This window comes from Moorena sp. SIO3H5, from assembly GCF_010692395.1.
GTDB lineage: Bacteria > Cyanobacteriota > Cyanobacteriia > Cyanobacteriales > Coleofasciculaceae > Moorena.
In genome coordinates this window covers 1-22,614 of sequence record NZ_JAAHHS010000091.1, presented here as the reverse complement: position 1 = coordinate 22,614, position 22,614 = coordinate 1, and the positions used below count along the sequence as shown (strand labels likewise).

Here is a 22,614-nt window from a genome sequence, read left to right as displayed (position 1 = left end):
AGGGCAGAGTAAAAGGTGCTTATAAGGTCGGTAGAACTTGGGTGATTCCCTTATTTGATGGCATGCCTGTGGTTACCCCTGGCACTCGTGGACCAAAGCGGAATTGGTCAAAGCGTACAAATTACACGAAGGCTGTGATCCACGTGAACCAGAAAGTTATTCGCCAAAATCACAAAACTGGCGAACGGAATCCCGTGATTACGGTAAAACGAGGTTCTAAAAACACTTACGGTCATACCGTAGAAGTCAATGGCCCTTGTCGGGTCATGTATCGCCCGGATAGCCCCCTACACTGTGGAGCACGGGTATGGATTGAGACGATTTCTGACTTTAAAGTGAGCTGAGGGGCCAAGAGTGTGCTTGAAATCTCCCGCACTTGAAAGATAGGAGTCGCTCATGGTGGAAACCACACCACCTGCTCCCTGCTCCCTGCTCCCTGCTCCCTACTGCCTAACCAAACGTTGACCCATTCCAACCCCACATATGTCTCTGGGCATCAGCAAATTCAATATAAATTCGGTTAAGTGCTACACCCAAGGTCTCATTAATCGTCTTGCAAAAATCCTGACTCATGGCCTTAGTTTGAGTAGGCTTCATGGTGCCAATATTTTTAATTTCCACATAGCAAACTGGGTCAAAGCTACCAGCAAACGTCATCGCCACACCAGGTTCAAAGGCTGTCATCACATAAGCTTCTGGTTTTCCCACATGGTCGGCTAGTTTTCCGGAAAGGCTTTTCAGCAACCCTTCAACCGCTGCTGATTCTGGAGCATCAATGGAAGTTTGGACTTTAATTAGTGGCATAGTTTTGATATCACACTCTGGTTGTTGAGGTTTTGAACAGTTGAAATTTTCAGCGGTCAGTGGTCAGTGGTCAGCGGTCAGCCTTCAGCCTTGGCCTTTGGCCACGCTACGCGAACAGCCTTCAGTGGTCAGCCTTCAGTGGTCAGCCATTGGCAACTAACCCAAAGCTTATAGCTAAAAACTAATAACTGAGAACTAATAACTGAGAACTGATAGCTAATAGCTAATAGCTGATTGCTGACTGCTAATAGCTGATTGCTGACTGCTAATAGCTGATTGCTGTTCGCGTAGCGTGCGCGTAGCGCATATGCTGATTGCTGACTGCTAATAGCTGATAGCTCTAACCGCCATACTGCCAACCAGTGGTTTCCAGTAACAACTGATCTCCTTCCCGATGAATGCCAGCACCAACAACTTCAGCAACAAATACTGTGTGATCGCCTTCTTCTACAGTTCCTCTGACCTGGCATTCTACATAACCGAGGGAGTCGGAAATAATCGGACAACCAGTTACTTTTCCGAAGTAAAATTCTACATCAGCAAACTTATTACCAACGCGACTTTGGGGTTTAAAAAATTTTGCTGCCATATCTTTTTGCCCACTATCGAGGAAGCTGAGGGCAAATACTTCTGTTTTCTTAATGATGCCGTGGGAGCCAGAGTCTTGTTTAACACAGTTAACTATTAGTGGCGGTTTGAAGGAAGACTGCATTACCCAGCTGACCGTGAAGCCGTTGATTGTTTCTTCACCATCTCTGACCCCACAGATATATAGACCATGGGGAATTTTGCGCAGCATGGTCTTTTTTGCTTGTTCGTCTAGCACGAGTCTTTCTCCGATACTTTTTAGCGATCGCGTAGCGTGAGCTTTTGGGCAAAGCCCGACGCTGCACGAACGGTCAATGGCAATTAGTGTACAAAATTTTGGCGTTCAAAAGACAGGATTGGGGATGTCCTTTTGGCTTCTAAACATGCGCTTAACTCGATGTAGAACACCTCTGGGCTGAAAATTATGCTTATACTGCCTGAATTCCCCAGCATCTAGCCAAACCCCGTGGCATTCGAAACATTTTTCGTACCAGATGCTGTACTCATCAATATCAAGCATCCGGACCATTTTAGCTCCGCAGCGGGGACAGTAAATATCATCATTGATCTGATTAAGCTCAGAGCCAATTTCCGGGTCTCCAATATCTAGATTCTCAGAACCTTTAATTTTTTTGAGTATTTCTGCTTCGAGGGAATCAAACCAAATGCCTTTGCAGTTAACACAGCGGTCTACTTCAATGTCATGGCAGGTAACTGGCTCTAATTTTCCTGTACACTTTGGGCAATTAAGTTCCTTCACACTTCCATACAAAAATTAACTTTATATTATATATCTTATCCAATAGAGGCATGAGGACGAAAGAGGTGAGAGTGTTCAGGATGATACAGACGGGAACGGGTTTTAAGGCTATCAGGGTTTAAAGCCGTTTTTAGTGCTGGACTGATTAAGTAAAGGGTTGTCCGAATTAAATTGTGCTCGTGAGACGTTGCTGCCATTTTATCAAGGTCAACTAGCCAAATTTTTTCATCTGGCCAACCAATGCGGAAGCAAACCGCTACTGGTGTATCAGCAGAATAGTGTTTTAGGAGTTTGGCTTGAGCGGCTTCTACATGACGAGCACTGAGATATAGACACAAACTAGCTTCATGGGCAGCTAGGGATGCTAATTCCTCTGAGTCGGGCACGGCAGTTGCACGACCACTGATCCGGGTAAGGATAATCGTTTGTACTAATCCCGGTATAGTTAGCTCAATACCAAGTTGCGCCGCTGCTGCTTGAAAGGCGCTGATGCCTGGGATAAGTTCAAAGGGAATAGAGGCTTCTGAGAGAGCTTGCATTTGCTCGTGGATAGCACTATATAGAGTCAAATCTCCTGAGTGTAGCCTGACCACAGATTTATGCGATCGCACTCGTTCAATCATCAGTGGCACAATCTCTTCTAGGGTTTTGTTGCCAGAGCGAATAATTTCGGCATCAGCACGAACACTCTCTAACATCTGTTTGGGCACTAGAGAATCTGCCACTATAATAACATCTGCCTTTTGGAGGATTTTCAAGGCTTTGACAGTTAATAAGTCTGGAGCGCCTGGTCCAGCACCGATGATGTAGACTGCTGGTGCGATTGAATTCATATAGTAGTTCTCAATTGGGTAAGGTATAAAGTCGTAGGGAGTAGGGAGTAGGGAGTAGGGAGTAGGGAGTGCAGGGCTCGGGGGTGGATATTTCAAGACAAACGAAAACTACACGGATTTAACCTAGATGCACGGATAAGATAGTCATTTGTTATCGGTGTATCTTCGGTGTTTGTATATCCGTGTAGTGCCGACAGGCCAAGGAGCTAGAGTTTGTTATCCTTTGCCCCTGTTGTGTTTACCTATGAGTTACCAACAATCAACCCAAGGTTCCGAGCACCTTATAGATCAAGGAATTAGCGAAACCAAGGGCAATTGAGCCAATCAAAGCGCTCCAAAATCCCCAGCGCAGTCGGAATCCCGTTACCAAAGCAGCGGCTAAGCCAAAAATAATGGCATTGACCACCACGGCAAAAACCCCAAGAGTCAAGATAGTAATAGGAAGAGCTAAAACATCCAGGATTGTTTTCAATAGGGCATTGAGAATGCCGAACACCACTGCTGAAACCAATGCTTTACCAAAACTATCAATCTCGACACCAGTTGGGAGTTTGGAAATGATCAACAAACTGACGGCAGTAACGAAACATGCAATTAAAAGACTAACAATATCCATGGGTATAACCCCCTAGAGCACCACTACTTAAACATTAAAGCGGAAAAGCATCACATCTCCCTCTTGCACAACATAATCTTTACCTTCTGAGCGAACTAACCCTTTTTCCTTAGCAGCCGTCATCGCCCCAGAAGCTACCAAATCCCCATAAGCAATAGTTTCTGCTCGAATAAAGCCTCGCTCAAAATCCGTGTGAATTACCCCAGCCGCTTGGGGGGCTTTCATACCAGCAGCAATAGTCCACGCCCTGGTTTCTTGGGGACCAGTGGTGAGAAAGGTACGTAAGCCCAACAATTCGTAGGTAGCGCCAATCAAGGATTTTAATCCCCCTTCTTCTACACCAAGGGACTGAAGAAAATCCTCTCGCTCTTCCTCAGGTAACTCAATTAGTTCTGACTCTACTTGAGCAGAAACCACTACCACTTGAGCATCTTCGGTAGCAGCAATTTTCCGCACTTGCTCGACCCAGTCATTACCAGTGGCTAAGTCATCTTCAGATACATTAGCGGCATAGATGACTGGCTTACTGGTCAGTAACCCCAATTGCTTGACTGACTCGGCTTCTTCTTCTGTTAAACTAATCTGGCGCGCTAATTTGCCTTCATTCAACCCAGCGCTCAAGGTTTCCAAGACATCAAGTTCCATCTTGGCATCTTTGTTACTACGAGCTTGCTTCCGGGTGCGCTCAATCCGGCGTTCGACTTGCCCTAAATCCGCTAAGGCTAATTCTAGATTAATTACTTCAATATCCCGAGCTGGGTCAACGGAGCCGGAAACATGGATGATGTCATCATCATCAAAGCAGCGCACCACATGGACAATCGCATCGACTTCTCGGATATTGGCTAGAAACTGGTTACCCAAGCCTTCCCCTTTACTGGCTCCCTTGACTAAACCAGCAATATCCACAAACTCAATCCGAGTTGGCACGATTTTATCAGATTCAGAAATCTTGGCCAGAACCTGCAACCGCTGATCTGGCACAGCAACTACACCGACATTCGGCTCAATGGTACAAAAAGGGAAATTAGCAGCATCTGCCTTGGCATTAGCAACTAGGGCATTAAATAAGGTTGATTTTCCTACATTGGGCAGTCCAACAATTCCGGCTCTTAGCATAGTAATCTAATATAGTGCTTTAAAATGGACAATGGACAATAGAAAATTGAACCGATCGGCCAGCTGTTCTACTATTGTATCAATTATCGCTTATCTTATTGGTTTTTAGTTTATAATGATAGTTGATAAATGGTTGATTATGGTTTCAACTAAATTGGTTATTTTGAGTATTCTAGATAATAGAAATTTGCTCAACCTAAGTTAATTGGTTGGTATTTTTTTATAGGTCTTCAAAAGCTTATTAAAAGTGTTATATCCAAAAATAGGATGCTCCCAAATATAAAGGCTACTCTAGTTTTAACAGCTTGTAGGGTGGGCAAAAACAGTTTGGTTATGCGTGAGTATTCTAGATAATAGAACTTTGCCCACCCTACTTTAATTGGTATTTTTTTTTACTTTCTGTTCCCTGTTCCCAGATCCGCTGTTCCCTCTTTCCTGTTCCCTTTGCTAAATTACCTATTACCAACTCTCTAAACTATGCCAACAACAGCTGATTTTCTGATCTACACTAAATGGTCAGGTATTCTGACTTTAGCCTGTGGCTTAATTGCTATACTCGGTTTTATCTTAAAATGGGGTCTCCGGTTTCGTCTGGTGGGAGTCACTGGGTTTATGCTAGTACTAACCGCTAGCTTTTTCTCCTTATCGTTAGTACCCTTTACCCGTACTACCATTCCAGGGGCAACCCGATATACTGTAGTCTACGATAATGGTGGCAATCAAACGGTGATTGCTTTGTCCCCTACTGTGACAGAGTCGCAAGTAGAAGCGACACTGCGCCAAGCTGCTAGTAATTTTTATTCCTATGGACGCCTCGGTGGCCCAAACAACCAGTTAACGATTCGAGCCCGGACAATTATCCATCCCGAAGCTGGTGTATCCAAACCAGTATTGTTGGGTAAGGTTATGCGATCGCTTTCTCAGCGTGATGATCCAGATATGGTGATTGAAGTCTATTCAGAAGAATTTGCTCAATTGCCTCAAGAGTGATCGGTATGAGGTACACTCAATTTTATTCCCCCGACTCCCGACTAACTAAAACCCGGTGACTGTGTACCTCACCCAATGGATAAATGCTATATCGTTAACTGCTCAGACTGATTAAAAAATTGCCGTGTCAACCCATAGCTTACCAATAAGGTTGCGATCAAATTGGTAAATGCGAGCATAAACATAATTAATATCTGATAAGAAGCAGCATTCAAGGGATCAATACCACTTAACAATTGACCTGTGATGATTCCCGGTAAGGTAACCAGTCCCACTACCATCATGGAGTTAAGAGTAGGAATCAACCCAGCCCGAATCGCATCCTTACGGTAACCAGCTACTGCTTGTTGTCCCGTTGCCCCTAAGCTTAAATGGGTTTCTATTTCCAGAGTGCTATTGCTAATGGTGCTAACTAGGCGTTCCCCTGCGATCGCAGCCCCATTCATGGCATTGCCCAGCACAATACCTCCTAAAGGAATCAGGTACTGGGGTGAATACCAAGGTTCTGGTTGAATCATCAATAGATTTGTATAGATTAAGGTCAATGCTGTACTGAAGAACAGGGAACTGAATACTATTGGTAAAAGTCTCGGTATCTTGTGGTTACTAATCCGATTGCGGGCAGTAATCGTACCAATAGTCAGCATTACCATTAAGATAGCTAAAACAGGGATGGGGTGATCTAAGGCAAAAATCACAGCCAGCACATATCCCACCACAATGAGTTGTACGATAGTTCGGCCAGTTGCGATCGCTAGTTGAACTTCCAAACCCAGCCTTTGCCAGCTCGATAAACCAATTGCGATCGCCATCATGCCCAATCCCCAAGCTAAATCGCTCAGATCAAGTTCAAGTGACATCTTCCTACACTAAAGCTTTGCGTCTAGTGTAGGCTTCCCATTCTCGCAAATAGGTATTCCTGCCCAAAGCCACTTATCTAGGATTTCTCCCCCGACAGATCGACTACTTGACAGGCTGTTTCCATTTCCCGAATTGTCCACGGGTACTAATTCTAATCCTCGCAGTCTTACCATCTGAGCAGCGGCATGATCTCTATGGGTGATGTAATTGCATTCAGGACAAAAATGTTCTCTAACGCTCAAATCTTTCTTCACTGTAGCCTGACACTCAGGGCAAGTCTGACTGGTTCCACGAGGGTCTACTCGCTGAAAATAACACCCACGTTTGAAAGCTACCCATTTGAGGATATCTAAGAATTGACCAAAAGATGCATCAATGCAGTCTTTTCTTAGCATTCCACGATTAAGCCCTATTGTATTTAGATCTTCTGCAAAAATTGTCTGAGCTTGATCACATAGCAAATGCGCTGTTTTTAGATGGAAGTCTTTACGAGAATTCGCTATTTTTTGATGTAGTCTGGCCACCTTCAGTTGTGCCTTTTCCCAGTTATTAGAGCGCTTTTTCTTTCTAGCTGCTCTACGTTGCAGCCATTTCAGCTTGCCTTGTAGTGACTTGAAAAACTTAGGTCGCTCAACTGTGAAACCATCTGAAGTTGTCAGAAATTTCTCTAACCCAAGGTCGATCCCAATTGCCCTGCCTACAGCAGGGTTCTTAGGAATATCGATATCCAATGCTATCGATATGACTACATACCATTGTGTCTGTCTAGCCTTGGCTAATACTCTCACCTGTTTGACCTGGAATCCTAATGGTATTTCTCTATGAAGTCGGATAGGAACTAGGCCAATTTTAGGAAGCTTGATCTGTTCGTTTTTTACTGGATTTGACTTGAATTGCGGAAATAAAAATGACTTGTATTGACCTTTCTTTTTAAACCTTGGAAAACCAAACCCTCGCTTACTCATTGCTTCCCATGAATCATGCAACCTTCTAACCGTTGTCTGCAATACCTGGGAATGCACCCTTGACATAAGCGGATTGGTTTTCTTTGCTTTGGGCAGGTTGTTTTGCTGGCGATGGTAACTGGGGAATGGTGTATCAGCAGGAATTATGTACTCACTCTGTATTGAACACCTATCTACAGAACATTTACGACTTGCGATCCAGTCTTTTAACTCTCTCAATGAGTAGTTATAGACTCGCCTACAAGTCTCAAGCCATTCCTTCATGATCTTTTGTTGATCTTGGCTTGGGTAAATCCTGTATGTATAGTTGATTGTCAACATATCTTCATTCTACCACAGAAAAAGACAATGGTAAATACAAGTTATGAGGGCATCGAACCCTCATAACTTGTCTGGGGGAGTCCATGTATCCCGCCACTAAAGCTTTGCCTGTTGAAAGTTAACCGGTTGAAGGTTAACCGGTTGAAGGTTAATAGGTTGAAGGTTAACCGGTTGAAGACTAATTTTGAACCATCCACCATCCCACCATCCCAGCTTCAAACCTTGAACCATCCCACCTTGGCCTTTGGCCACGCGTGCGCGTTCAACCATTCAACCTTGAACCATCCCACCTTGGCCTTTGGCCACGTGATCGCGTTCAACCATTCAACCAGATAACCTTCAACCTTCAACCAGATAACCTTCAAACCTTCAACCAGATAACCTTCAACCAGATAACCTTCAACCTTCAACCAGATAACCTTCAACCAGATAACCTTCAAGGCCAGGAGCAAAAATTACGCTACAGGTAAAATTTGAACCCTTTTTGCGAAAAATTCTGTTTTAATTGAAAACAACTTAAGGTGTGAGGAACAAGTGAATACTATACCCCCTCTTGACTTAAAACGGCAGTACCAAGTGATTGGAGAACAAGTCAGTGCTGCTGTCGATGACGTTCTTTCTTCTGGACGTTATATTGGTGGTCCAGTGGTAGAGCACTTTGAGCAACAGTTTGCCGCTTACACCGGTACCCTGGAATGCATGGCATGTAACTCTGGCACAGACGCTCTCTATCTCGCCCTGCGAGCTTTAGATATCGGACCTGGTGATGAGGTAATTACCACACCCTTCACCTTCATCGCTACCGCTGAAGTAATTGCTGAAGTTGGTGCTACTCCAGTCTTTGTCGATATCAATCCCGAAACCTTTAATATCGATCTCAATCAGATTGAGAAAGCGATTACCCATAATACTAGAGCAATTATACCAGTTCACCTATTCGGGCAGCCAGTGGATATGACTGCTGTGATGGATATCGCCAAGACTCATTGTCTTGCAGTCATTGAAGACTGCGCCCAAGGAACTGGTGCTGAATGGGTAGGAAAAAAGGTTGGCAGTATTGGACATATTGGTTGTTTTAGCTTCTATCCCACCAAGAATCTGGGAACCTGTGGCGATGGTGGTGCGGTAACTACCAATGACAAAACTGTTGCGGCCTCAATACGGATGCTGCGAGACCACGGCAGATCCTCTGGTTATTACCATAAAATCAATGGTATCAACAGCCGTTTAGATGCCGTACAAGCCGCTATTCTTAACGTAAAGCTACCCTATCTCGATGGCTGGAACAATGCCCGTCGTCAGGTAGCAACTCGGTATCACCAGTTATTGCAGCTATTACCTGATATAATCCTGCCTCGGGAAACCCCTGGGGGAAACTCCGTCTGGAACCAGTACACCATTCGCTTAACTCAAGATAGTAGCAATAGCAACTATCGGGACGAGGTGCGCCAAAAATTAAAGCAGGCAGGTATTAGTTCTATGGTCTATTACCCCCTGCCGTTACACTTGCAGCCAGTCTACAAAGACTTAGGCTATCACATCGGTCAGTTTCCAGTTGCTGAGCAAGTCTGCCATCAAGTATTGTCCTTGCCAATGTTCCCAGAACTTACCGTTGAGGAACAGCAACAGGTAGTTTATGGATTGAAGGACTGTTTAGTTTGAAGGTTAAAGGTGATTTGCTTTAAGGTTAACAGGTTTAAGGTTAACAGGTTTAAGGTTAATAGGTTTAAGGTTAATAGGTTGAAAGTTAACAGGTTTAAGGTTATAAGACTAGTTTTCAAGCATGCAACCTTGGCCTATTGGCCACGCGATCGCTCGATTGCGGGACGAAGTCCATCGCGTTTAACCATCTAACATTCAACCATCTAACATCCAACCTTCAACCATCTAACATCCAACCTTCAACCATCTAACATCCAACCCTTCAACCTTCAACCTTGAAACCTTGAAACCTTAACCCCTTCAACCTTGACACCTTCGAGGGATTCTACCAAGCTGCGAACCGCTGCTACCATTGCGACTTCGCTATCTAACTGATTGATAGCGGAACCAACCCCAACACCAGCAGCACCAGCAGCAATGGCCATGGGAACGGTCACACTGGATAATCCGGAAGCACACAACACTGGTACTGACACAGCACGAGAAATTTCATAGGCAGCTGCCAAGGTTGGTGCCGCTTTTTCAATTAAACCCAAGGTGCCAGCGGAGCGAGGTTTACTGCTGGTACCCCCTTCAGTTTGAATAATATCGGCACCTGCTTTGACTAATTCTGCCGCTAGTTCTACTTGCTGATCCAACTTTAGAATGTGGGGAACAGTTACTGATAAGGTTATATTGGGTAGTAATTTACGGGTTTCAACGGTTAGTGCTAATACGTCGGAAGCATCAAACCACTTACCCTGAGCATAAAAGCTATCGAAGTTACCAATTTCAATCAGATCAGCACCAGCTTGGATAGCAATAACAAACTGCTTTGGTTCTACAGCAGAAACACAAATTGGTAAATCCGTTAACCCTCGTGCCAACTTAACTAGATCGGGGGAGGCGGCAATATCGACAAAAGTAGCTCCACCCCGTGAAGCTGCTTTGACTACAGCAGCAACTTTCTGGGGATCAAAAGTATTTAAGCCACTAATTACTTTCAGGCAACGACCTTGGTTTAAGGCTTCGTTTAGTTTGTGGTGCATAGTCATAGTTTCTGTTTACCCCTGTATTATCAACCAACTTTACCTAATTTTTAATTAACTGTAGGAAATTTTTTTTCTCTCTGAAGAATTCATCCAAACCCCTATATTTTTGCCTAAACTAAAAGCATATTGGTGCTGATGGCTACTCCTTCTATATACAAATAAATGAATTTCCCGCAAGTCAAGCTATCTCATTTTCACAGTGATGTCTTAGAGAATACCGAGTTAGGTCAGCTTTGTGGCAAAAAGCAGCTGTTTCGCGATCGCTATGAAGTGTTACGGATGATTGGTCGAGGTGGTTTCGGTGTAACCTTTCTAGCCAAAGATACATCCTTACCGGGTCAGCCGTTTTGTGTCATCAAGCAACTTTGCCCCAAATTCAGTGATCCAAAAGCATTACATAACGCTCGTCAGCGGTTTGAGAGAGAGGCAAAAATTTTGAACAAACTGGGGACTCACCCCCAGATCCCCATGCTGCTCGATTATTTCGTAGACCATGGAGAATTCTACTTGGTTCAAGAGTACATTAGAGGCATTACCCTAGCTAGGTTGGTTAGGCGTTCTGGTTGCTTATCCCCAGGAGCCATTAAAGGTTTTCTGCGAGACATACTACCGTTATTGCAGTACATCCATGACCATGGGGTAATACATCGCGATATCAAACCCCAAAATATTATCCTTTCTAATGATCATGGTCGGTTGGTACTAATTGATTTTGGGGCAGTTAAGGAGTTAATTGCCCAAGCATCTGATAACAGTGTCAAAAATCCAACTACCCATTTCATCGGTACGGTAGGATTTGCACCACCGGAACAGTTTACCTTACGACCGGTATATGGTAGTGATATTTATTCCCTAGGGGTTACCTGTCTTTACCTACTGACTGGAAAAGCACCCCTACAATTTCAGAGCGATCGCCAAACTGGTGAACTAAAGTGGCGTAAAGCATTGGACTTGAGTGATTCCTTTGCTTATATTCTCAACAAAATGCTAGCTATTTCCCTCAAAGATCGTTATTCAAACGCAAGAGCGATCCTAAGAGCCTTGGATCATAAATTACTTCAAGAGAATCTTGCCGAGTGTCTAGTTATTCAACCTCAAGCTAATCAACACCAACGACAGGCAAAGCAAGACAGCGGTACAATTGAGAAATATACGCCTCCTACAAAAAAAAGGGCGATCGAGATTCGAAAATGGAAACAAAGGATGCAAGCCAGAAACCGCCATAAGGATATCAACAGAGTTGAACATCTATTTAATCATTAGTGCTATTGGCCATTAAAAGGATTCCGGACAAAAAAAGACTAACAGCGAATAACTTCGCCATTGGTTCATTTTTCATCCTTCATCCTTCATCCTTCATTTTCCATTCTTTACAGGTCAGCCAGTATTACGCATGCCAGCAGCAATACCGTTGATCGTCAATAAGGCTCCTCGTAGTAACTCTCCCTTACTATACCGGGATTGAACCACACCCAATGTTACCTGGTTGCTATGTTGACGCAGGCGTTTGAGCAAAGATACCTGTAAAAATCCTAAGGGAACGATGGTACCATTACGCAACTGTACAGACCGTTGTAAATTTGGGTCGCCATCTAGCAGTGTTTGGTGTCCTGTGATCGTCAGGACTAAATTGCATGTAAGGTTAAATTCCTTAGCAATTTGCTCAAACAAATGCTCGAAGCGTTCCAAGTCTTCAGGGTTTGAAAGTTCCTTGAGATAGTGGTGAGCAATTTGTAAATCCACCTTCGCTAAGGTCATCTCTACTTTGGAAATAACCATTTTGAAGAAGGGCCATTTTGAATAGAAACAGCGCAATAGGTTGATATTTTCCTCTGGCTCCTGATCGACAAAGCTTTGTAGTGCAGTGCCAACACCGTACCAGCTCGGTAGCAGGAAGCGGCTTTGAGTCCAGCTAAAGACCCAGGGAATTGCCCGCAGACTGCTTAAATCCTTCTTCCCTGATTTACGCCGTGCAGGGCGAGAACTAATTTGCAACTGGCTAATTTCTTGAATCGGTGTCACTTGATGGAAGAAATCTACCAGATCCGGTTGGTCGTGAATCAGAGCTCGGTAATGGCTACGGGAGGTCTTAGCTAACTCCTCCATAATTTCATTCCAGGGCTGGATATCATCAAAGCCATTATTGAGTAAGCTAGCTTGAATCACTGCTGTGGCTATTGTTTCGAGATGATAGAGCGCTAGTCCTGGAAGAGAGTACCTAGAAGCAAGGACTTCTCCCTGTTCGGTAATTTTGATTCGGCCATTGATACTGCGACCTGGTTGCGCCAGGATAGCTTCATAAGATGGACCGCCACCACGACCCACTGAACCACCACGACCATGGAAGATCCGTAAAACAATACCGTACTCTTGGGCCACGTGCTCTAAGGCTTTCTGAGCTTTGTGGATTTCCCAATTGCTACTGAGGAAGCCAGAATCTTTATTACTGTCGGAGTAGCCGAGCATTACCTCTTGTAAGTTAGGAGAGGTTAACGGTTGTTCGGTTAGCGTGGCCTTTTGGCCAGGGTTATTTGGTTGTTCAGCTTTGGCGTTCGAGTAGGGTAGGTTATTTAGTTGACGGTTATTTGGGCTAACCTGCATCTGTTGATATCCACCAGCCAAACTAGCAAGATACAAAGGTAGCTCAAACAGGGATTTCATCACTGCTGGAGCACGCTTAAGGTCTTCCACTGTTTCAAACAGTGGCACCACGCGAATGGTACTTTGACCAGTGGCTGGGTCATACAGACCAGCTTCCTTCGCCAACAAGAGGACTCCCAACAAATCACTGGCCGTGTGACTCATGCTGATGATGTAGGTTTGGCAGATTTGGGGACCAAACTCTTGTTGCAGTTGCCGCACCATCCGGAAGGTTTCGATCGTCTCGCAGGTTTTTTCCGAAAATGGCAGTTCTGTTGGGATTAATGGACGTCGAGTTCGCAACTCAGCGGTTAACCACAAGCATGCTTCGGATTCCGATAGCAAGTTGTAGGGCTTAGGCAAAACTTGCAGGTACTCAGCAATTTCACTCAGGGCTTCTGAGTGGCGAGAACTTTCCTGGCGAATATCTAGGTGAGCCAGGTAAAAGCCATAAATTTCCACCTGACAGATTAAATTGTCTAACTCACGACAGTTCAACCCGGTTTCCAGCAGATTATTCTCAATCAGCTTGAGTTCTGCTAAGAATTCTTCTCCAGAGCGGTAAAAACTCCAGCTTTTACCATTAGCCATCTCATCTGGTACAGGCATACCATTGGCCAGCTGTTGGTTTCGCTCACGGGTGTTTTCGAGTTTTTGCTTAACGTAAGTCAGTTTGAGTCGATAGGGTTCTTGGCGGTAGCGAATGGCGAGCTGTTCGTAAACCTCTGGCAATTGAGAGCGGTCTTGTTCTAGAGAGTCTAACAATTCCGGTAGCACATCACACCAGTGCAACGACAGGCTCAATAATTCGGTTAGATTGCTAACTTCATTTATATATTTACCCAGCACCAAATCTCGTTGATAGCACGCAGTTTGCCAGCTAATTTGGGGAGTGACAAAAGGATTACCATCCCGGTCTGATCCTACCCAAGAGCCAAAATTAAAGAAGTTCTTAGCGGGTGGGTTCAGCCAGGGGAATGAACCCTTCAACGCTTGCTTGAAGCGACTATACAATTGGGGTATTGTATCAAACAGTACTTCGTGGAAGTAGTGAAGAGTGTAATCTACCTCATCAAGTACTCCCGGCTTAAACTGATGTAGCTCATCGGTGCGCCACCACAGGCGAATTTCTTCCATGAGCTTTTGGCTACATTCAGTCACCTCCCAGGACGAAGTGATTCCCAAGGTACCATAGGTTTGCTCGGCTTGGTCTAATTGTTCGAGAATCTTAGCCATCCGTCGCTGTTTACCCCGAATGGTACGACGGACGATTTCTGTGGGGTGAGCGGTGAAAACTAAACGAATATCAAGATTATCAATCAGCCGCTGAATTTGACCTGGTGGCACATTTTGCTTATGCAAGTGGGGAAATAACCAATCTAGTAGCCCTAATTTTCTTTCAGATCCTTGGTTTTCTTGCTGGCTCTTTTCGATAACATTGGTAACGGCACCCCCTGGTTGAGTAACATCATTGCCTATGTCCACCTCTTTCTCAACTGTTACAAGAGTTGACAAAGACTGATTACCATTTTTTGTTAAAATACCTTTGCTGAAGGGGGTTAACTCGGGTTCAGTGCTTCTTCGGTAGGAACGGCGTCTTGAGAGTTGTTGATTTCGCTGTTCATAATGTTGTTCAACAATATTGATCAGCTGAAAGTATAGAGCAAAGGCTCGTGATGCCCGGATAGCCTCATTAAGGTCAAGCTTTTGGATTAAATCAGCTACTGAAGATTTAGGATCTTCAGTGGCTTGTCCTTCTGGAGAACACAATTCCCGCAGTTGCTTGAGTAAATCAACGAGTTCCTGACCACATTCAGATAGGAGAACAGATTCCCACAAATCCTCTACAATTTTAAGTCGATGGCGCAGAAACAGGTCAGAGGTAGCCGGGAAGGTTGAATCTTGATTAGATGGAGATGGGAGAAAACTCATAGGCTCTATCTATTCCCTATACAAAGCAGATCTATTTTACGGGTTTGAGGTTCTTTAGAGTAATTAAGGAACAAGATTTTAAATTTCTTTGGAAAGCTCATGGCAGCTTAACATCTTTACATTAACTTTAATACTAAGGCAACTTATTGGTTATCTGTAAAAATCATTAAATTTATGAAATCTGACTATTGGTCTGACTATTGGTCTGACTATTGGTGGGTGTAACTGTGAAACTACAAATCTTTATAAGTTTTTCTTGAACCATGACCCCAGTGTGGCTACTTCCCCCAACACATTTGCAACTATTGAACCATGATGTCCATCTCTGGCGTGCGCAGTTGGAGCTGAGTGAATTATTGATTCAAAAATTGGCAACTACTCTTTCTGAGGACGAGCAGCAAAGAGCTAGGCGATTTTATTTTGAGCGGGATAGAAAGCATTTTATAGCAGGTCGGGGTCTTTTGCGCCAAATCTTGGGTCGCTATTTGGGCATGAACCCTTGCCTTGTGGAGTTTTGTTATGGACAGCGGGGCAAGCCAGCCCTCAAGGAAACCTCTGGGGGCAGAAAACTCCGTTTTAATGTATCTCACTCTCATGGACTAATTCTGTATGCTATTACCTGGGATCAGCGCATTGGCGTTGACCTAGAATATCTGCGACCAATGCCAGATGCTGAGCAACTCGCTCAACGTTTCTTTTCCCCCCAAGAGTATGCTGTGATTTGTTCTGTGTCTGAGGAACAAAAGCACAAGGCATTTTTCCAGGGATGGACCAGTAAGGAAGCGTATCTAAAAGCCATTGGTGAAGGATTAGCTGGCTTGGAACAAGTGGAAGTTTCTGTAAATCCAGCTCAACCGACTGCCTTAGTGAGCATCAACAAAGACCCTCAGGCAGTTTACCGTTGGTCTATCGCTGGTTTAACCCCTGCGCCGGGTTACTTTGCCTCGTTGGTTGTCGAAACAAAAGATTGGCAGTTAAGTTGTTTTGATTACACCGAGCAATCAGTCCCTGGTTAGGGTGTGGGGTGGGTTTAGGGTAAAGTGAGGCCGTGATAGGAACTGCTTAATCGTAACTGAACTATACCAAGTACTTTGCATCGGAATGGGATTGGCCGTAGGCCACGCGGGGCGCGTTTCCATTCCCACGGAGGAGCTTTAACACTGGTTCACCCTGAACGGGTGTAGGGTCTTACCCTAGAATGGCACTAACTATAGCAATCCGTGTAGGTATTGAGAGAATGTTTGTTCTCCCTGTTACCTACTCCCTGTTACCTACTCCCAGATCCGCTGTTCCCTTTGCTATAGGGATAGGTTGTGATATCTGCCACACCTTTTTATAGGGGTATGGCTATAGATTGATAGGGCTGAGTTATCTTAGTTGGGTAGGTCGTGACTTGTCGATCATCGCTCTTGCAAACTGGTACTCCCCTGCTCCTAAGTTAGGGTGTCCACATTAGCCTCTGGAGTCGGCGACAGTCGCTTCATTCAACATTTGTTTTTTTAACATTACCTCAAACTACCTTGGAAAGGAGTCAGTCGTGGCAAGTCATAAAATCCTGGTAATCGATGATAGTACGGTAATCCGCAAGCGTGTCAAAGAGATGTTACCTCCGGGGTTTGAAGTCCTCGAAGCTAAAGATGGGGTGGAGGGAATTAATTTAATTTACCAGGAAAACCCTAACTTTATAATGTTAGATTTTATCCTGCCAAAAATGAGTGGATTTGAGATTTTTGAGAAACTTCAAAGTGAACCTAAATTACAAAAAATTCCTCTAGTATTAATGTCAGGAAGAAAAGAAGAGGTAACTGCTAAAATTAAAGAACCTTTTAAGTATTTTTCCTTTATTGAAAAGCCTTTTAATAAAAAGCAGCTGACGGACGCTATCAAAGAATCTATGCAAAAGGCTAAGAAGCGACCAGCAACTGCACCACCAACAGTTAGTGGAGCTACCGATCAGTCCTCCGTCGCATCAGCTCAAGAAATTGCACAGTTGAAGGCAAAGGTTGCCAAAATGCAGAAGGAAATTGATGCCTTGAAGAAACAGTTAGGTCAGCTGGTGACGTTTATTAAGCAAAAGTTGAAGTAGTTTATGGAAGGATGGAGTATTAAATATCTTCTCACTTGATACTTCATCCTTCACCAATTCTTAGGCCAATTAGTCCAACTCCCGACGTCCTTCTAAAGCTCTAGCTAGAGTGACTTCATCTGCATATTCTAGGTCTCCCCCCATGGGTAAACCAAAGGCAATTCGGGTCACTTTGGTAAACGGCCTGATCAGTTGACCTATATATAGTGTGGTTGTCTCCCCTTCTACACTGGGATTGATGGCTAAAATGACTTCTTGAATCGTTTTCTGGCTGACTCGTTGTACAAGTTGCTGGATATGGAGTTGTTCTGGACCAATGCCATCCATAGGGGAGATCACTCCTCCCAGAACGTGGTATTGGCCTCGGTACTCCCGGGTTTTTTCGATGGCAATCACATCCCTTGAGTCGGCAACTACACAGATAGTCTTCTGCTCCCGGTTGGAATTGCGGCAAATTTCGCAGACCGGTTCAGCAGACAAGTGAAAGCATACTCTACAAAAACCAACTTGTTGTTTGGCTTCCACCAACGCTTGCGCTAGGGCTTTGACTTCTGGTGCTGGACGCTTGAGGATATGAAGGGCTAGTCGTTGAGCAGTCTTTGGACCAACTCCAGGCAGGCGTTGTAGCTCTTCAATTAGGCGAGCGAGGGGGCGTGTGTAAACCATCGAGTCAAGAATCGGGAGTAGGGAATCGGGAAGTTAGAAGTTAGAAGTTAGAAGTTAGAATCGGGAATCGGGAATCGGGAGCGGTGCGACCCGTGGCGAATTTAATTCGACGATTGTAAGCGCACGCCCTGGGAAAGTTTTCATTAACCATTGAGCCCTGTTAGATCATGGGATTTTTAGAATTACAGTGGAAAAACTAAACATTAGAATAAGCTCAGCTATAAGATAAATAGATCTAGATAGATCAGCGATCGCATTTTATCCGCCCCTATGAGTACAACCCCTGATTTCCTGAGCCACCTCAACCCTTCCCAACTTCAAGCTGTTGAACATTTCTGCGGTCCCTTGTTAGTCGTTGCTGGTGCTGGGTCTGGCAAAACCCGAGCCTTGACCTATCGCATTGCTAATCTAATTCTCAAACACAAGGTCTCACCAGAAAATATCTTAGCGGTGACGTTCACTAACAAAGCCGCACGGGAAATGAAAGGGCGGATTGAGCAAATATTTGCGTTTCAGCTGGCGGAGCAGAAGTATGATCAACGGTTGGAGCTTCTGCCAGAAGACCAACAAACCCAGTTGCGATCGCGTGTTTACAGAACTATCACCAAACCGTTGTGGATTGGCACCTTCCACAGTCTATTTGCTCGGATTCTCCGCTTAGATATCAATAAATATCAAGATGATCAGGGACGGAAGTGGAATCGGAACTTTTCCATCTTTGACGAATCCGATGCCCAGACCCTGGTTAAAAGCATTGTCACTCAAACCTTAAATCTTGATGACCACAAATTTAACCCCCGTTCTGTGCGCTATGCCATCAGCAATGCCAAAAATCGCGGTTTATCTCCCCAGGAGTTTGAGCGAGAACAGTCCAATTTCCGGGGACGAGTGATTGCTGATGTCTATAGTCACTACCAAGAGCAATTAGCTGCTAACAATGCTTTAGACTTTGATGACCTCATCTTAGTGCCAATGAGGCTATTCCAACAGAATGAGTCGGTCTTAAGCTACTGGCACCAGCAATTTTATCACATTTTAGTGGATGAGTATCAAGATACCAATCGGATTCAGTATGAACTTATTCGCTTGTTAACTACCAAGGGAGAAACTCGAAAGAGTCAGTGGGATTGGCAGAATCGCTCAGTTTTTGTAGTAGGGGATGCAGACCAGTGTCAACCACCAGGTACTCAGGTACTCACTACTGAGGGATATATCCCAATCGAAGCACTAGACCCAAATCAACATCGATTAGTCAGCTATAACCCTCATTCTTCTGCAGTAGTTGGCAGAGTGGAAGGTTATCGTTTCAACAAAGCCAGTCGTCCTTATAGTGGCCATCTGATTGAGGTAACGGTTGATAGCCAAACTACTCGCTCCACACCAAACCATCGATGGCCAATTCGCTGGAATCAGCAAGCTAAGGAAAAGACTCATGTTGTCTACCTAATCCGCCGAGGTCAGTGGTACCGAGTGGGATGGTGCAAGCTATTTAAAAGCGATGGTGGATTTCAGTTAGGCTATCGAGCCAGGGTTGAGAAAGCAGATGCCGCTTGGATTCTGGTGACAACCGACAATCGGACAGAAGCTTCGTTCAAAGTCTCTTATATTGCCGCTCGCTATGGTATTCCCACTGCCCCGTTTGAACCAATTAATGGTGCCACTGAGTACACCCGTCAGATGCTGGAGCAGTTATTTAATGCACTGGGTGATGTGTTACCAGAACGGGGGATTTCCTGTCTTCAAGACTTTGGACTCGACCCAAACTACCCCATGTACAGCCCTGACATTGCCTATCAAGGCGGACGGGGTAAAAGTACTATCGAGCTAGCAGCGATTAACTTATTACCAGAACTGATGGATATAGCCATCTATCAGGGTGGCAAAACAGTGGCTTGGAAACCGATTAGGATTCAGCGTCAGGAATACAGTGGCTTGGTGTATAGCCTAGAGGTAGAGAAGCACCATGTCTACTTTAGCGATGGATTGCTTACTCATAACTCTATCTACAGTTTCCGAATGGCAGACTTCACCATCCTTCTGGGTTTTCAGCAAGACTTTGGTGACGGTTTACCCGACGAAGATACTCGCACTATGGTCAAGCTAGAAGAAAACTATCGCTCTAGGGAAAATATTCTTCAAGCTGCTAACCACCTGATCGAAAATAATACCCAGCGGATTGATAAAGTGCTGCGAGCAACACGGGGTATCGGGGAAAAAATCTCTTGTTATAGCGCTGATGACGAATTGGAAGAAGCTCAGTTTGTAGTCAGTAAAATTATCCAGCTAAAACGACAAAATCCAGAACTGGATGGTGGCAGTTTTTCTATTCTTTATCGTACTAATGCTCAATCCCGTGCCTTTGAAGATGTCTTGATTAGAGCGGATATTCTCTATACTGTAGTTGGTGGGTTAAAGTTCTATGACCGTAAAGAAATTAAAGATTCTCTGGCTTACCTCAGAGCGATCGCAAACCCATCCGACACTGTTAGTCTATTGCGCATTATCAATACTCCTCGACGAGGTATTGGACAAACTACCATTAACAATCTGGTCGCAGCTGCCCAAGAATTAGGAGTTCCATTGTGGGAAATTCTCAGTGATGAAACCTCAGTTCATACATTTGCGGGAAGGTCAGCTAAAGCGGTCAAGAAATTTGCTAAGCTTATGTCTCAATGGCAGGAGCAATTGGAAGACCGAACAGCATTAGAGATTCTCAAAGGGATTATGGAAGAGTCTGGTTATATTGGCGATTTAAGAAACAAAGGAACTGAAGAAGCTGAGAATCGATTGGAAAATATTGTAGAATTGCTTAATGCAGTCCAGCAATTTCAAGAAGAAAACGAAGAAACGAGCTTAGAAGGGTTTCTTGCTAATGCAACTCTTGCCTCTGACATGGATAACCTGGAAGAGGGGAAAAAAGCAGTTTCTTTAATGACCCTTCACTCTGCTAAAGGGTTAGAATTTCCCATTGTCTTTCTAGTCGGCCTAGAACAAGGACTGTTTCCTCACAGTCGTAGTCTCAGAGATCCTGTAGCATTGGAAGAAGAACGGCGTCTGTGTTATGTAGGGATTACTCGGGCTCAGGAACAACTGTTTTTGTCCCATGCTCATGAGCGCCGCTTTTATGGGAATCGGGAACCAGCTAACCCTTCTCAGTTTCTCGAAGAGTTACCCTCAGAGTTAATTGAGCTTTTTGGCGACAGCCCCGCGCTGTACCGTTAGGTCAGCGTCGGGAAGGATAACCAAACAATGTAGCAAAGCGGAATTGTCAAGCAGAAATTACTGGATCAAAGGATAGAGCTATTAAGCTTATAAGTAATTCCGGTTGTGTCATTCCTCGTCGTTTTTATTCTTGTTATAACTGCCTTTTTTAAAAGTCAGTAATTCTGATTGTTAGTTTTTTAGTTTTTCTTTTGACTGGTCAAATGGATGGATGTATTTTATAATTATAAAAGGTCGATAAACAGGACAGTAATTACCATCCATGCGATCAGCCTACCAGTACCGATTGCGATTAACTAAAAACCAGCTCGCAGAATTAGAGCGATGGTTAGAGATGCTGCGTTGTCAGTATAACTACTTGTTGGCTGATCGTTTCCGTTGGTATGAAGAAAATCGGTGTTCTATTAATGCTTGCCCATTGGTTTGTCATTTACCAGACTTAAGGGATAATCCTGATTATTTTTCCCAAAAGCGAACTCTTCCTCAACTTAAAAAAGATAGACCTTGGTATAGCGACATCCACGCTCACGTCTTGCAGGATTGTGTTAAACGAGTCGATTTAGCCTTCAAAAGATTTATTAAAGGCGATTGCAAGGGAAAACGAAGCGGCAGACCCAGGTTCAAAGGCAAAGGAAGATATCGTTCTTTAACCTTTCCTTCCTTGGGAAAGAACCCTATTGATGGAAACTATTTAAAGCTGCCTAAATTTGGTTGGGTCAAGATGGTATACCATAGGCCAATTCCTGACGGGTTTAAAATCAAGACAGCTACAATTACCCGTAAGGCAGATGGCTGCTATGTCACATTGTCGATTCAAGATGATACAGTACCCGAAGTAATTCCCGTAGATCAAATCTCCAATCCTGTGGGAATTGACATGGGGCTTAAGTCCTTTTTGATTAAGTCTGATGGTACTGAGGTAGAGATTCCTCAGTACTACCGGAAGGCTCAGAAACGGCTCAATAAAATTCAAAAAGCTGTTAGTAGATCCAAGAAAGGTAGCAACAATAGAAAAAAATCTGTGGTCAAACTGGGTAAAGCTCACAAAAAAATAGCTGACACCCGAAAAGATTTTCATTTCAAAACAGCGAAAGGGTTACTAGATAATCATGACTTAATAGCTCACGAAAAGCTTAACATTAAAGGTCTAGCTAGAACCAAAATAGCTAAGTCACTTTTAGATGCTGGCTGGGGTCAATTTCTGTCGATTTTATCAATTAAAGCCTTAAATGCTGGGTTGTTGACGGTCGCCGTAAACCCTAAAAATACCAGCCAAAACTGTTCTGATTGTGGAAAAAAAGTACCCAAAAAACTTAAAGAGCGCATTCATTCCTGCCCTCATTGTGGGTATATAGAGGACAGAGATGTAAATGCGGCTAGGAATATTCTGTATTTGGCGGTGGGGCATCCCGTCAGAAGTAAAGCTGTGTGATTCGTTGGTCAGAAACCTAAATCCTTACGGAATTAGGAGGATTGGCCACAAGGTGAAGAGCCTTGATAACTTGATAACCATGTTGG

Annotated in this window: 20 protein-coding genes; 8 read left to right on the top strand and 12 right to left on the bottom strand. The window is 44.1% G+C overall.

The window, feature by feature from the left end; all coding sequences use genetic code 11:
• Positions 1-344: DNA-binding protein (locus F6K52_RS12885; protein WP_293078036.1), on the top strand; the 344-nt coding region annotated here is incomplete at its 5' end.
• A gap of 106 nt (positions 345-450) precedes the next feature.
• Here the strand turns inward: F6K52_RS12885 and F6K52_RS12880 are convergent.
• From F6K52_RS12880 to ychF, 6 genes are all read right to left on the bottom strand, one after another.
• The gene (locus F6K52_RS12880) at positions 451-804 is read right to left on the bottom strand and encodes a phenylpyruvate tautomerase MIF-related protein (RefSeq protein ID WP_293078035.1); all 354 of its coding nucleotides are present in this window, start codon (positions 802-804) and stop codon (positions 451-453) included.
• A gap of 340 nt (positions 805-1,144) precedes the next feature.
• On the bottom strand, positions 1,145-1,630 hold the full coding sequence (locus F6K52_RS12875) for a flavin reductase family protein (RefSeq protein ID WP_293078034.1): 486 nt from the start codon (positions 1,628-1,630) through the stop codon (positions 1,145-1,147).
• A 105-nt stretch (positions 1,631-1,735) separates the two neighbouring features.
• A complete protein-coding gene (locus F6K52_RS12870) occupies positions 1,736-2,152 on the bottom strand; it encodes a zf-TFIIB domain-containing protein (RefSeq protein WP_293078032.1) in 417 nt (138 codons plus the stop codon).
• Positions 2,153-2,187: 35 nt separating this feature from the next.
• Positions 2,188-2,985: a precorrin-4 C(11)-methyltransferase gene (gene cobM, locus F6K52_RS12865; RefSeq protein WP_293078038.1), complete on the bottom strand. Its 798-nt coding sequence runs from the start codon at positions 2,983-2,985 to the stop codon at positions 2,188-2,190.
• Positions 2,986-3,244: 259 nt separating this feature from the next.
• Positions 3,245-3,601: a phage holin family protein gene (locus F6K52_RS12860; RefSeq protein WP_293078030.1), complete on the bottom strand. Its 357-nt coding sequence runs from the start codon at positions 3,599-3,601 to the stop codon at positions 3,245-3,247.
• Between the two features lie 27 nt (positions 3,602-3,628).
• Positions 3,629-4,720: a redox-regulated ATPase YchF gene (ychF, locus tag F6K52_RS12855; protein WP_293078028.1), complete on the bottom strand. Its 1,092-nt coding sequence runs from the start codon at positions 4,718-4,720 to the stop codon at positions 3,629-3,631.
• Between the two features lie 477 nt (positions 4,721-5,197).
• Here ychF and F6K52_RS12850 point away from each other — a divergent pair, with 477 nt between their 5' ends.
• Complete coding sequence (locus F6K52_RS12850; RefSeq protein ID WP_293078026.1) at positions 5,198-5,710, top strand: Ycf51 family protein; 513 nt, start codon at positions 5,198-5,200, stop codon at positions 5,708-5,710.
• 86 nt (positions 5,711-5,796) lie between these two features.
• Here F6K52_RS12850 and fetB read toward each other — a convergent pair whose 3' ends face one another.
• From fetB to F6K52_RS12835, 3 genes are all read right to left on the bottom strand, one after another.
• Positions 5,797-6,570: an iron export ABC transporter permease subunit FetB gene (gene fetB, locus F6K52_RS12845; RefSeq protein ID WP_293078024.1), complete on the bottom strand. Its 774-nt coding sequence runs from the start codon at positions 6,568-6,570 to the stop codon at positions 5,797-5,799.
• A gap of 9 nt (positions 6,571-6,579) precedes the next feature.
• Entirely contained in the window at positions 6,580-7,857 is a 1,278-nt protein-coding gene (locus F6K52_RS12840; RefSeq protein ID WP_293078022.1) for a transposase, read from the bottom strand.
• A gap of 96 nt (positions 7,858-7,953) precedes the next feature.
• Positions 7,954-8,127 carry a hypothetical protein gene (locus F6K52_RS12835; RefSeq protein WP_293078020.1) on the bottom strand — a complete coding sequence of 58 codons (174 nt, stop codon included), beginning with the start codon at positions 8,125-8,127 and terminating at the stop codon, positions 7,954-7,956.
• A 264-nt stretch (positions 8,128-8,391) separates the two neighbouring features.
• On the opposite strand from F6K52_RS12835, the gene F6K52_RS12830 reads away from it, so the two are divergent.
• A complete protein-coding gene (locus F6K52_RS12830) occupies positions 8,392-9,519 on the top strand; it encodes a DegT/DnrJ/EryC1/StrS family aminotransferase (RefSeq protein ID WP_293078018.1) in 1,128 nt (375 codons plus the stop codon).
• Between the two features lie 269 nt (positions 9,520-9,788).
• Here the strand turns inward: F6K52_RS12830 and F6K52_RS12825 are convergent, their stop codons facing one another.
• Positions 9,789-10,553 (bottom strand): DUF561 domain-containing protein, encoded by a 765-nt coding sequence (locus F6K52_RS12825; RefSeq protein ID WP_293078016.1) that lies wholly within the window; start codon positions 10,551-10,553, stop codon positions 9,789-9,791.
• A gap of 159 nt (positions 10,554-10,712) precedes the next feature.
• On the opposite strand from F6K52_RS12825, the gene F6K52_RS12820 reads away from it, so the two are divergent.
• Entirely contained in the window at positions 10,713-11,813 is a 1,101-nt protein-coding gene (locus F6K52_RS12820; RefSeq protein ID WP_293078014.1) for a serine/threonine-protein kinase, read from the top strand.
• Between the two features lie 114 nt (positions 11,814-11,927).
• On the opposite strand, the gene F6K52_RS12815 is transcribed toward F6K52_RS12820, so the two are convergent.
• On the bottom strand, positions 11,928-15,122 hold the full coding sequence (locus tag F6K52_RS12815; RefSeq protein ID WP_293078012.1) for a phosphoenolpyruvate carboxylase: 3,195 nt from the start codon (positions 15,120-15,122) through the stop codon (positions 11,928-11,930).
• Positions 15,123-15,385: 263 nt separating this feature from the next.
• Between F6K52_RS12815 and F6K52_RS12810 the strand changes: the two genes are divergently transcribed.
• Positions 15,386-16,138 carry a 4'-phosphopantetheinyl transferase superfamily protein gene (locus F6K52_RS12810; protein WP_293078010.1) on the top strand — a complete coding sequence of 251 codons (753 nt, stop codon included), beginning with the start codon at positions 15,386-15,388 and terminating at the stop codon, positions 16,136-16,138.
• Positions 16,139-16,659: 521 nt separating this feature from the next.
• Entirely contained in the window at positions 16,660-17,208 is a 549-nt protein-coding gene (locus F6K52_RS12805; protein WP_293078008.1) for a response regulator, read from the top strand.
• Positions 17,209-17,277: 69 nt separating this feature from the next.
• On the opposite strand, the gene recR is transcribed toward F6K52_RS12805, so the two are convergent.
• Positions 17,278-17,874 (bottom strand): recombination mediator RecR, encoded by a 597-nt coding sequence (recR, locus tag F6K52_RS12800; protein ID WP_293078006.1) that lies wholly within the window; start codon positions 17,872-17,874, stop codon positions 17,278-17,280.
• A 270-nt stretch (positions 17,875-18,144) separates the two neighbouring features.
• Between recR and F6K52_RS12795 the strand changes: the two genes are divergently transcribed.
• Together F6K52_RS12795 and F6K52_RS12790 are read left to right on the top strand one after the other, a co-directional pair.
• Positions 18,145-21,096 carry a UvrD-helicase domain-containing protein gene (locus tag F6K52_RS12795; protein WP_293078004.1) on the top strand — a complete coding sequence of 984 codons (2,952 nt, stop codon included), beginning with the start codon at positions 18,145-18,147 and terminating at the stop codon, positions 21,094-21,096.
• Between the two features lie 262 nt (positions 21,097-21,358).
• Positions 21,359-22,528, top strand: a complete 1,170-nt coding sequence (locus F6K52_RS12790; RefSeq protein ID WP_293078002.1) for a transposase — start codon at positions 21,359-21,361, stop codon at positions 22,526-22,528.
• Positions 22,529-22,614 lie beyond the last annotated feature (86 nt).